9 protein-coding genes are annotated in these 11977 nt (G+C 69.6%); 4 read left to right on the forward strand and 5 right to left on the reverse strand.

Translation table 11 applies throughout. The features are described 5' to 3' along the window. Position 1 precedes the first annotated feature (1 nt). From ACR4XW_RS01315 to ACR4XW_RS01330, 4 genes are read left to right on the forward strand one after another with little or no spacing between them, the layout of a single operon-like run. The gene (locus ACR4XW_RS01315) at positions 2 to 970 is read left to right on the forward strand and encodes an AAA family ATPase (RefSeq protein ID WP_434758704.1); all 969 of its coding nucleotides are present in this window, start codon (positions 2 to 4) and stop codon (positions 968 to 970) included. 1 nt (position 971) lies between these two features. Further along, on the forward strand, positions 972 to 2243 hold the full coding sequence (locus ACR4XW_RS01320; RefSeq protein ID WP_434758705.1) for a DUF58 domain-containing protein: 1272 nt from the start codon (positions 972 to 974) through the stop codon (positions 2241 to 2243). Then, entirely contained in the window at positions 2243 to 4492 is a 2250-nt protein-coding gene (locus ACR4XW_RS01325; protein WP_434758706.1) for a transglutaminaseTgpA domain-containing protein, read from the forward strand. The genes ACR4XW_RS01320 and ACR4XW_RS01325 overlap by 1 nt, the downstream gene beginning before the upstream one ends. Continuing rightward, positions 4485 to 5387, forward strand: coding sequence for a cation diffusion facilitator family transporter (locus tag ACR4XW_RS01330; protein ID WP_434758707.1), 903 nt, complete (start codon positions 4485 to 4487; stop codon positions 5385 to 5387). Before ACR4XW_RS01325 ends, ACR4XW_RS01330 begins: the two co-directional genes overlap by 8 nt. 7 nt (positions 5388 to 5394) lie before the next feature. On the opposite strand, the gene ACR4XW_RS01335 is transcribed toward ACR4XW_RS01330, so the two are convergent. The 5 genes from ACR4XW_RS01335 to ACR4XW_RS01355 all read right to left on the reverse strand — a co-directional run bounded on the left by ACR4XW_RS01335 (position 5395) and on the right by ACR4XW_RS01355 (position 11851). Beyond that, positions 5395 to 5787: an SCO2097 family morphological protein gene (locus ACR4XW_RS01335; protein ID WP_434758708.1), complete on the reverse strand. Its 393-nt coding sequence runs from the start codon at positions 5785 to 5787 to the stop codon at positions 5395 to 5397. A 141-nt stretch (positions 5788 to 5928) separates the two neighbouring features. Continuing rightward, positions 5929 to 7080: a DNA polymerase IV gene (gene dinB / locus ACR4XW_RS01340; protein ID WP_434758709.1), complete on the reverse strand. Its 1152-nt coding sequence runs from the start codon at positions 7078 to 7080 to the stop codon at positions 5929 to 5931. A 15-nt stretch (positions 7081 to 7095) separates the two neighbouring features. Next, a complete protein-coding gene (locus ACR4XW_RS01345) occupies positions 7096 to 7815 on the reverse strand; it encodes a class I SAM-dependent methyltransferase (RefSeq protein WP_434758710.1) in 720 nt (239 codons plus the stop codon). A 95-nt stretch (positions 7816 to 7910) separates the two neighbouring features. Further along, positions 7911 to 11492, reverse strand: a complete 3582-nt coding sequence (locus ACR4XW_RS01350) for a DNA polymerase III subunit alpha (RefSeq protein WP_434758711.1) — start codon at positions 11490 to 11492, stop codon at positions 7911 to 7913. Then, positions 11492 to 11851 carry a DUF6504 family protein gene (locus ACR4XW_RS01355; RefSeq protein WP_434758712.1) on the reverse strand — a complete coding sequence of 120 codons (360 nt, stop codon included), beginning with the start codon at positions 11849 to 11851 and terminating at the stop codon, positions 11492 to 11494. The genes ACR4XW_RS01350 and ACR4XW_RS01355 overlap by 1 nt, the downstream gene beginning before the upstream one ends. Between the last annotated feature and the right edge of the window lie 126 nt (positions 11852 to 11977).

Here is an 11977-nt window from a genome sequence, read left to right on the forward strand (position 1 = left end):
AATGAACAGCGGAACCAGCACGTACTCGTTGAACGATGTGGTGCGGATCATGGGTGATGTGCGGGCCGCGATCGAGAGCGTGATCGAAGGCAAGCGCAACTCCGTCGACCTGGCTCTGGTGGTGCTGCTGGCAGAGGGGCACCTGTTGCTGGAGGACGTGCCCGGGGTCGGCAAGACGATGCTGGCCAAGGCCTTGGGGCGTTCGATCGCCTGCACCGTGCGACGAGTGCAGTTCACCCCCGACCTGTTGCCCTCCGACATCACCGGGGTGTCGATCTACAACCAGCAGTCCCGGGAGTTCGAGTTCAAGCCCGGCGGCATCTTCGCCAACATCGTGGTCGGTGACGAGATCAACCGCGCCTCCCCCAAGACCCAGGCCGCACTGCTGGAGTCGATGGAAGAACGTCAGGTCTCGGTGGACGGCGCGACCTACCTGCTGGAAGCCCCCTTCATGGTGATCGCCACCCAGAACCCGATCGAGATGGAGGGCACCTACCCGCTGCCCGAGGCCCAGCGCGACCGCTTCATGGCCCGGATCGAAATGGGCTACCCCACCCCGAAGGCCGAGCTGGAGATGCTCGACTCACACGGTTCGAAGGATCCGCTGGGCACCCTGCGTCCGGTCACCGACGCACCGACCATGCGCGGCCTGATCCAGGCGGTCAAGCAGGTGTACGTCGCACCGGCGGTGAAGGAGTACGTGGTCGGGGTGATCAATGCCACCCGCGACTCGCGCGACCTGCGACTCGGTGCCTCACCACGCGCCTCCCTGGCGCTGTTGCGGGCCAGCCGTGCGTTGGCCGCCCTGTCGGGCCGCGATTACGTGAACCCCGACGATGTGGCGGCCCTGGCGGTGCCGGTGTTGGCCCACCGGGTGCTGCCCTCGACCGATGCCCAGCTCGCTCGGCGCAGCGTGGCCGACATCATCGCCGAGGCCGTCCGTTCGGTGTCGGTTCCCGATCGGAGGTAACGTGCTCAACCCGTGGTCGTTGCTGACCGGACGGGGGCGCGTCCTGCTGGTGATCGGGGCGGCCGTGTCCGCGCTGGCCGCCTTGCTCGGGCACCGGGACATTCTGTTCCTGGGCCTGGCCCTGCTGCTGCTGCCCCTGGTCGCCTCACTGTTGGTCACCCGTACCCGTTTGCGGTTGTCCTGCGAGCGCGATGTGCAGCCGACCCAGGTGGCGATCGGCGAACCCGTCGAGGCCCGGTTGACCCTCGACCGTGAGGGCCGGCTGCCGGCCGGGGTGTTGCGCTTCGAGGATCACGTGCCCCCCGAACTCGGACGTCGGCCACGGTTCACGGTGCAGAACGTCTCGGCGGCCTGGCACCGTGAGGTGCGTTACGAGATGACCGGACGCGCCCGCGGCCGGCATGTGACCGGCCCGTTGATGGTGCGCACCTCCGACCCCTTCGGGATCGCCCAGCTCGACCGTTCCTTCCAGGCCACCTCGGAGGTGTTGGTCACCCCGCGGGTCTGGCCGCTGCCCTCGATGAGCAATGTCGGCGGTGGTGGCCCCTCGGGCGAGTCGCGGCCCCGCCGGGTCGGCGTCTCGGGCCAGGAGGACATTCTGGTGCGCGAGTATCGCGACGGTGACGATGTGCGCCGGGTGCACTGGCGCTCCACCGCCCGCCGCGGTGAACTGATGGTGCGTCGCGAGGAGCAGGCCTGGGACCCGAGTGTCTCGGTGGTGCTGGACACCCGCAGCAAGGCCCATGCCGGACACGGCGAGAACTCGTCCTTCGAATGGGCGGTCTCGGCGGCCGCCTCGATCGGACTGCACTTCCTCAAAGAGGGTTTCGCGGTGGACGTGTTCGGTTCGGCCGGCCCGCTGAGCGGTTCGAACGCCGACTCCGAGAGCCGGGTATCGGCCGGCACCAACCTGCTCTACGCACTGACCGACGTCACCAGCGACGACACCGAGGACTTCCGCACCGTGATCTCGTCGGCCGGGCAGAACACCGACGGCCAAGTCCTGGTGGTGGTCTCCGGACGGCTGAGCAGCCTGGACGCCGAACAACTGCTGCAGTGTCAGCGCAACCGGTCCCAGGCCCTGGCCCTGGTGTTGGACGCCGACACCTGGGTGACCCGCGGGGAGCGGGCCTCGGCCGAGGAACGCGACGATCACGCAACGGCGGTGCGGATTCTGCGTGACAAACTGTGGCGGGTGGTCGAGGTGTCCAGCGGCACCACGGTCTCCCAGGCCTGGGAAGAGCTGGCCCACATGGGAGGTTTCACCTCGTGATGCGAGTATCCGACCGCAATGCCCTCGCGACCGTCGTCGCGGTGTTCCTGGCCGGGTTGTGTCTCAAACCGCTGACCACCGATATGTCCTACCTGCCGCTGGCCGCGGTGCTGATCGCCCTGGTGGTCGGCATCGGCGCCCTGCTGCGCCGGTTGCGGGTCAACAACGGGATGGTCTTCGGCGCCCAAGTGCTGATCGTGGCGGTCTACCTCTTCGGCATCGGCATGTCGCTGGGCGAGGACGGTGGCTGGTGGAGCCGGCTCGGGCAGCTCTACGCCGGGGCGGTGGGCCACATCCAATCCGAGGCCGCTCCCCTGCCACCCCATCCGGGGGTGAAGCTGCTGCTGGTCACCGCGATCGGCCTGGTGGCGATTTTGACCGATGTGTTGGTCTCCGGCGTCGATCGTCCGGCGTGGAGCTTCATCCCGATGCTGTCGCTGTACCTGATTCCGGCGCTCGGGCTGCCCGAGGACATCTCCGCCTGGTACCTGGTGCTGCTGGCGCTGGGTTATCTGGGGATTCTGTTCGTCGATTCGTTGACCTCGGCCGAGAGTTGGCCCCGCAATCTGATCGGGCGGCGCCGACGGCGTGGTGGCCTGGCGGTGTCGGCGGGCCGGATGGCCCTGGTGGTCGCGATTCCGACCCTGGTGCTGACCTTGTTGGTCGGCACCGTGATGCCCCTGCCGAGCCAAATGGGTTGGGGTTTCACCCGGCCGTCGGGGTCGGACGGGCCCCTGCAGTTGACCGACCCAACCCTCGACCTGCGCCGCAACCTGAGCCGTCCGGAGAACCGGGTGGTGATGACCTACACCACCGACCAGGACAGCGGCGCCTACCTGCGGATGGCCTCGCTGCCGATGTTCGACTCCCGTGGCTGGCAGATCGTGCCGATGCAGTTGCAGACCTCGAAGGATCTGCCGCCGCCCCCGGGCCTGACCAGCCCGGCCGAGGATGAGCGCACCACCAAGATCTCGGTCGGTGACTTCCGCTCCGAGTACCTGCCGCTGCCGTATTCGCCGCGCAGCTTCGACGCCGAGGGTGACTGGGCCTACGACCCGATCTCCCTGGTGGTACTCGCCACCGGTGGTGACCGGGAGGAGGCGCTGCGCAACCTGACCTACACCGCCAAGTCGGTCGACATCCAGCCCGACGGTGCGCGGTTGTCGTCGGCCGCGCCTGGGCGTCCCGAGGACATCGAACACACCGCGGCGCTGCCGCCGGATCTGCCGCCGGAGATCATCGACCTGACGGTGAGGATCACCAAGGACGCCGATTCGCCGGCGCTGAAGGCCGCGGCGATCCAGGCCTTCCTGCGCGGCCCCGACTTCACCTACTCCCTCGACCCGCAACCCGGCACCGGCTATCAGGCGTTGGAGAACTTCCTGCTCAACGACCGGCGCGGTTACTGCGAACAGTTCGCCGGGTCGATGGCCCTGATGGCGCGGATCGTGGGGATCCCGTCGCGGGTCAGCGTCGGCTTCCTGCCCGGCAAGCGCAACGCCGACGGCACCTGGGAGGTGTCGCTGCACGACATGCACGCCTGGCCCGAGCTGTACTTCGAGGGCGAGGGCTGGGTGCGCTTCGAACCGACCCCGGCGATTCAGTCCGGTAACCCGCCGCCGTGGACGGTGGAGGGTGAGGGCCCGGGGGACGACCCCGAACCCTCCCCGCCGCCGCAGGATCCGTCCGGCGAGCCGTCGGCCGAACCGAGTGCCGAACCGACCGCCCAGCCGTCCGAGGAACCCACCCAGGACCCGGGAGATTCCGGTGCCGAGGCCGGCGCGATCAGTCTGCGGCGGGTGCTGCTGGTGATCGGCGTGGTCGCGTTGCTCACCGGTCTGGCCCTACTGCCCGGCTTGCTGCGACGCCGCAGCCGGACGAAACGCCTGGCACCCCTGGACGACCCGGCCGACCAGGTCGAAGCGGCCTGGGACGAGGTGCGGGCGACGGTGACCGACCTGGGCCAACCCTGGCCGGAAGGAACCCCACGCAGCACCGCCAGCACGCTGGGCGCCGAACTCGATGTCGAGGGCCGCAACGCCCTGACCAGGCTGTCCAGACTGGTGGAACGGGCCAGGTTCGGCCCCTCCCCGGAATCGGCCGAGGGAGTACCCGAACTGGTCGACACGGTGACGAACTCACTGCTGGCCCAGGAGGAATGGGACGCCCGATTCGTGGCGAAATGGTGGCCGCGCTCGTTCTTCGACGAGCTGCGGGAGGGCCTCCCCTTCCGGGGTAAACGTGGCTGAACAGACCCGTGACCTGACCAAGTTCGCCTGGCTGTCGATCGCGGCGGCGATTGCCACCATCGCGTTGAAGACCTACGCCTGGTGGATCACCGATTCGGTGGGCCTGCTGTCCGATGCTGCCGAATCGGTGGTGAACCTGGCCGCGGCGGTGATGGCGCTGGTGGTGTTGAAGATCGCCGCCAAGGCCCCGGACAAGAACCATCACTGGGGCCACACCAAGGCGGAGTACTTCTCCGGGGCGATCGAGGGGATGCTGATCTTCGGTGCTGCCGGGGTGATCGTGGTCACCGCCGTGCAGCGGCTGGTGAACCCGGCACCGCTGGACAACCTGGGCATCGGCCTGCTCGTGTCGGTGATCGCCGCGGTGCTCAACGGGGTGGTCGGCACCGTGCTGATCCGGGCCGGGCGTCGGCACCGGTCGATGACCCTCACTGCGGACGGCAAACACCTGATGACCGACGTGATCACCTCGGTGGGCGTGGTGGTCGGGGTCGGGCTGGTCTATCTGACCGGCTGGACCCGCCTCGACCCGATCGTCGCGCTGGCGGTGGGCCTGAACATCATGTGGACCGGGTGGCGGTTGATCTCCGAATCCTCGGCGGGCCTGATGGACGTCTCCCTGCCCAAGGAGGAGAACCAGCAGATCAGGGAGGCCCTGAACCGGTTCATCGACGGCCGGGAGGTGCTGTTCCACGCGATGCGCACCCGGGAGGCCGGGCACCGGCGCTTCATGGAGGTGCACATCCTGGTGCCGGGCGATTGGACGGTGAAACGCGGCCACGACGTGATCACCGAATTGGAGAACTCCCTGCATGCGGAGTTTCCGGGGCTACGGGTGACCACCCACCTGGAACCGATCGAGGATCCGGTGTCCTACGCCGACATGGAGCTGTAGGAGCGGCTCAGAATCCGTCGGGATCCTGCCGCCGGCGCCAGCGTTCTTCCATCCGGTCCATGAAGCTGTCCTCACCGGCGCCGCCGGGCGAGCGGGCGGGACGAGGTTCGTCGGGGGCCGTCACGGCGGTCGGGTCGACATTGCGCCAGGCGCTGATCGCCACCACCGCGCCGGCGAGCATCAGCAGGAAACCGATGATGCTGACCACGGGGTGGATCTGCAGGCCACCGATCAGGGCCGCCAGGCCGACGAAGAAACCGATCCCCGCCAACCCGGCGGTGCGCCGGCTGACCTTGCGCCGGGTGGTGCCGCGCAGGTTCTCGGCCAGCTTGGGATCATCGGCCGCCAGCGCAGCCTCCATCTGCGCGAGGAGTCGCTTCTCTTCTTCGGAGAGGGGCACCATTACCTCCGCGGTTCGAATCGTGCTGGCTGGTCGGGGTCTTACAAAGAACAACGGTCCGGAAGGTCGCTCGGGTTCCCATCCGGGGTGTCTCAAGTCTAGGTCGTCGAGGGTGTCGAATGGTAGCCGCCCACCCGAAAACTAACGTCTGGTGAGTATCGCCCGCTGCACCGCATGCGGGCCGAACCTGTCGACCAGCGCGTCCACCGCCCGTTCGGCTTCGCGCCAGCCGCGTTCGGGGGTGAGCAGATCCGGCTGCCAGGGGGTCTGATCCGCCTCGGTGAGGTGTTCCACCCGCACCCCCACCCGGCGGATCCGGATTCGTTGCAGGCCGAGCCGGTCGTACAACTGCACGGCCTGGGCGTAGATCTCGTCGGTGCTGTCGGTGGCGGTGCGCAGGGTGGCCGACCGGGTCAGTTCGGTGAAGTCGGCCATTCGCAGTGACAGCACCACCGTCCGTCCGACCAGCCGGGCCCGGCGCATCCGGCGGGCGGTCTTGGCCGACATCCGCAACAGTTCGCGTTTCAGCAGCACCGGATCGTCGGTATCGGAACCGAAGGTCTCCTGGGAGCCGATACTGCGTTCGCGCACCCGGGCGACCACCGGCTGGGAATCCTCCCCCCGGGCCAGCCGGTGCAGTTTCGCGCCCAGGTGCGGCCCGAAGGCTCGTTGCAGGGTTTCGGGTGGGGTGTGTGCCACCTCGCCGACGGTGTGCAGACCGAGGGTGTCGAGCCGTCCGGCGGTGGCCTCCCCCACTCCCCACAGGGCGCCCACCGGCAGCGGGTACAGAAAATCGGTCACCCGATCGGCCGGTACCTCCAACAAGCCATCGGGCTTGGCCGCCTGGGAGGCGACCTTGGCGACGAACCGGTTCGGCCCGATCCCCACCGAGCACGGCAGGCCCAGTTCGTCGGCGATCCGGGCCCGGATCAGCTCCCCGGTGACGGTGGCCGGTTGCCGACCCAGCCGGGACAGGTCGCAGTAGGCCTCGTCGACGGAGGCGACCTCCACCACCGCGGTGAAGGTTTCCAAGACCGCGAACACCTGTTCCGAGGCGGTCGAGTAGGCATCGTGGTCGGGTGGCACCACGATCAGGCCGGGACAGAGCCGGCGGGCCCGGGTCATCGGCATCCCGGAGCGGATCCCGGTGCTGCGGGCCGGATAGGTCGCCGACAGGACGACACCACGGGTGGCACCACCCACCACCATCGGCTGATCTCTCAGCTCGGGACGGCGGCGCAGTTCCACCGAGGCGAAGAAGGCGTCCATGTCGACGTGGGCGATGGTGCGCACGTCTCGGCCCGCCGGTCAGTCGGGTCGGGTACCGAAAAGGTGCACCGCGGGAGCGGCCGCCACCAGGGACGGGTCGTCGCCGACCTCCCATTCGAGGTCGCGCAGGGCCGCGATCGAGGACGGGGCCATCCCCTCCTCCGACACCGCCGCCGACACCACGCCGATGCCGTGCACCGCGCTGATCGTCAGCCCGGCCCCGGTCACCATCTGCTGGATGCGTTGGGCGTCGAAGCGGTTGTCATCGCGCCAGATCGCCAGGGCTTCGGACAGGTCGCCGGCCAGGGCGCGCACCATCATCGCCGAGTACCGCTGCCCCACCGCCAGGCTGAACGCGCCACCGGGGGTCAGGGCTTCGGCGATCGCGGCCAGCGCGGTGCCCGGATGGTCGAGCAGTTCCAGCACCTGATGGCAGGCGATCACGTCGACACTGCCGGCCCCGAACAACTGCACCAGATCGGCGGCATCGCCTTGGACACCATCGATCCGGTCGGCCCAGCCGTGTTCGGCCGCACGCCGGTGCAGGGCGGCCAGGGCATTGGGGCTGGGATCGACCACGGTCACCGGGTAGCCGTGTTCGGCCAGCGCCACGGCCAGCCCGCCGGTGCCCCCGCCCAGGTCGATCACCCGGGGCGGTTCGGTGTGCCCGGTGTCGCGTTGCCATTGCGTCAACTGCGCGACCAGCCGCTCGACCAGCACTGTTCTGCTGACCGACCGCGGCGCCCGAGACTCACCCATGCCCCTGAGACTATCCGCTGTCACCGTCACCTGCACGGCCTCCCCGCTCATCTTCTCGTTCATCGCCCTGTTCACCGGCGTGATCATCGTCGTGGTCATCCCCATCCCCCTGCTGTGGTTCGTGTTGCCGATCCCGCGGTCGGCCCCGAGCTGCCCGGGCTGGCGTGCCACAGGTTGCGTCGGGGCTCGACCGATCCGGCGGTGCGCACATCGGCATAGGCCGATTGGGTGAACCCGCTGGCGTGGACCAGCACCCGGTTGACCCCGGGCTCCTCCCCGCTGCCGGGGGCGGGGGCGTCCAGCACCGCCCGCACCGCGGCCGCCGCCTCGGCCTCGGAGCCGGTGCGCAAGTTCTCGCGCCAGACCGCGTCCAAGGCGGCCATGTCCCAGCACCCGGTGGCGCGCAGGGAGATCCCGCGCGGGCCGCTGCGGCGCACCACCCCGCGCACCACCAGCAGCCAACCGGCGAAGACCGTGCCCACCCAGTCGGCGGCGTTGGCGAAGAAGGCGGCGTCGGCCGGGCCGGAGGCATCGTCCAGGGTCAGGAAGACCACCCGTTGTCCCGAGCGCACCGGCGGGGTTTGGGTGGCGACCTTCACCCCGGCGACCAGCACCTCCGACTGGTTGCGTTGCCGCAACAGGTCGGCGGCCCGGGTCACCCCGATCGCGTCCAACATCGGACGGTGGAAGTCGACCACATGGCGGCTGATATCGAGGCCGAGTACGTCCAGTTCGGCCCGCACCCGGTCGGTGTCGGACATCTCCGGCAACCCCGACAGCGGCACATCGGTGGGGAAACCCATCGGGTCGGTGACCGCCGCCCCGAGCAGTTCCAGAGCCGGCTGTCCCGGTCCGTGTCCGGCCTTGCGGTGGGCCCGTTCGGCCCGGTGCAGGTCGGCCACCGCCAACATCAGGTCGCGCCGGTTGCGCCGGCCCGGCACCCGGGCGATGTTGATGCCGTACATCTCGTCGAAGGCACCGGCCACCACCAGCCGTTCGGCGGTGGGTTGGTCGGGCCGGGCCCGGCGCCAGAAATCGGTCAGCGACTCGAAGGGCCGACCGGCGATGATCCGGGCCAGTTCCTCGCTGTCGATGCCGAGCAGGTCGGCCAACCCGATCCGCAATCCCCAACCGCCGTCGGGCAGCCGTTCGGCCCGGTAGTGGTCGTCGCTGGCGTTCACGTCCGGGCCCAGCACCCGTACCCCGTGCCGCCGGGCTTCTTCCAGCAGCAACCGTTTGGGGTACATCCCCGGGTCGTGGGTGAGCACCCCGGCCAGGAAATGGGCCGGGTAATGCGCCTTCAGCCAGGCCGATTGATAGGTGGGCAGGGCGAAGGCGGCGGCATGGGCCTTGCAGAACCCGAAGGACCCGAAGGCGGCCAGCACCTGCCACACCCGGGCGATCACCTCCTCGGAGTAGTCGCGTTGCCGGGCCCGGGAGATGAACCAGGTACGCACCTGTTCCTGCCCCTCGGGGGTGCCGAGTTTGCGTCGGGCGGCATCGCCGGTGGCCACCGAGCAGCCGGCGAAGATCGCGATGATCCGCATCACCTGCTCGTGGAAGACGACCACCCCGTAGGTTTCGTCGAGCACCTCGCGCAGGTCGGGGTGCAGGTACTGGGCTTCGGTCCACCCCTGCCGGGCTTCCAGGAAGGGTCGCACCATGTCGGACTTCACCGGACCGGGCCGGAACAGGGAGATGTCGATGATCAGATCGCCGAAGGTTTCGGGGGCGAACTTGCCGATCAGTTCGCGTTGCCCCGGCGATTCGATCTGGAAACAGCCCAGGGTTTCGGTGCTGCGCACCAGTTCGAAGGTGGCCTCGTCATCGTGGCGCAGCGCGTCCAGCTCGACCCGTTCACCGCAGGTGCGTTCGATCTCGGCCACCGCATGGGCCATCGCCGACTGCATCCGGATGCCCAGCACGTCCAGTTTCAGCAGCCCCATCGCCTCCACGTCGTCCTTGTCGAACTGGCTCAGCGGATAGTCCTGATGGCTGGTCTGCACCGGGGTGCGGTCCAGCAGGGTGCGGTCGGACAGCACGATCCCGCAGGGGTGCAGGGCCAGGTGTCGGGGCAACCCGTCCAGCCCTTCGACCAGCCGGAAGAACAGGTCGAGCCGACCATCGGCCAGCCCCGCGGCGCGCAGTTCGGGCAACTCGGCCAGGGCCGAACGGGCCCGGGAGGCCCGCAGATGCGGGAAGGCCTTGGCGATCGCGTCGACCTCGGCCGGGGGCAGGCTGAGTGCCGCGCCGACGTCGCGCACCGCGTGCCGCACCCGGTAGGTCTCCACCATCGCCACACAGGCCACCCGGTCGGTGCCGTAGTCGTCGATGATCATGTCGTAGATCTCCGGCCGGCGGGCCGACTCCACGTCCAGGTCGATATCGGGCAGTTCGTGCCGCAGCGGTGAGAGGAATCTCTCGAACACCAGGTCGTGCTCGATCGGGTCGACCCCGGAGACGCCCAACAGGTAGTTGATCAGGCTGCCCGCCCCCGACCCGCGGGCCGCGCAGCGCACACCGCGGGCCCGGATCGAGTCGACGATGTCGGCCACGGTCAGGAAGTAGGTTTCGAAACCGTGCCGGGCGACCACCGCCAGCTCGTCGGCCAGCCGTTCCGACACGCCGGGGGGTGGGTCGGCCCAGCGCCGGGAGATCCCGGCCCGGCAGCGTTGGGCCAAGCTCTCGGCGGCGTCGGCACCGCCGGCATCACCAGTGGCCCGGCCGGCGCCGAGTTCGGGCAGGTGCACGATGCCGATGCCCAGATCGGCTGCGGCGTCCAGCCGGCACCGGTCGGCCAGGGCCCGGGTGCGGGCCAGCAGGGCGCCGGCATCCCCACCCCCGCGGCGGGCCAGGTCGTCGGCGACCAGGTGCATCGCCACCCCGGGTTTCAGCCAGCATTCGGCGGTACTGCGGTCGACATTGTGTCCGGCCAGCGGCACCAGCCTGCGGGAGGCGTCCAGAATGTCGACTACCGGGGCCCGGTCGGGGGTGGTCATCCGCACCGCATTGCTGAGCACACTGGGAATGCCCTCGGCCTCGGCCAGCGATTGCAGCCGGGCGGCGAAGGCCCCCGACCCGGGGCCGTGACCGGCCCGCAGGTGGTGTTCCACCCCGATCACGAAGGAATCCTGTGGCAGCCGGCGGCGCCATTCGGTCAACCAGCGCACCGCGGCCGACCGGTCTTTGCGCGCAACCGCCCGGCCGATCTCGGCGTCGGCCCCGGCGAGCACCACCAGGTCACCACCGGAGGCGTGATCGCAGATCAGATCGGTGGTGGCGATCGGGATATTGCGCTGCCCCGCGGCGTGTACCGCGCTGATCAACCGACACAGCGCCGCCCAGCCACCGTCGGGTCGGGCCAACACGGTCATCCGCGGCAGCCGGGGGTCGCGTTCGGCCCCACCCCGGGCCGGGGTGCGCCGGCCACGGGACGAGGTCGGCAGCCCGTCCAGGGGCAGTACGGCCAGGTCGACCCCGACGATCGGGTCGATTCCGGCGGTGGTGCAGGCCTGCACGAACCGGACCGCCCCGGACACCCCGTCGCGGTCGGTCAGGGCCAGGGCGTCCATGCCGTACTCGGCGGCGGCCGTCACCAGGTCGGCGGGCTGGTTGGCGCCGTACATCAGCGAGTAGCCCGAGGCCACCCGCAGGTGTACGAAGGGATCGGTGGCCATCAGTCCGCCAGCGTGTCGAGAAACCAGCGGCCCCCGGCGTGCACCAGATCGCAGGAAAGTCCGCGGCGGTGCTCACCGATCGCCCTGACCCGCCAGGTCTCGCGGGAGTCGTAGAGGTCGGGATCGGGGGCGCCGAGATCATCGGCGGTTTCCTCCCCGCGCAGGGCCCGGGCGGCCGGACTGTCCCACCATTCGGCGGTGCTCACCCAATGTTCGTGGATCTCGTCGACCTGCCACAGTTGCCCGCGCCAGCGGAACCGCACCGGCGGACCGGTGAGCACCGCGGCCCCCACCGCCGCGGTGGGCGGGATCATCACCCGCCGGGCATCGACCTGGATCTGTTCGTTGTACCTGCGCATTTCCCGAAAGCCTGTCCGTCCCGAAAGCTGCACGACCACCGGACACAACTCGACCCACTCGACCCACCGAAAGCCCCGGCGCCGGTGGGGGTCGAGGTCCACCGGCGCCGAAGCAGTCGGACGTCC

The organism is Pseudenemella bisphenolivorans, assembly GCF_051133435.1.
Lineage (GTDB): Bacteria > Actinomycetota > Actinomycetes > Propionibacteriales > Propionibacteriaceae > JAAYAO01.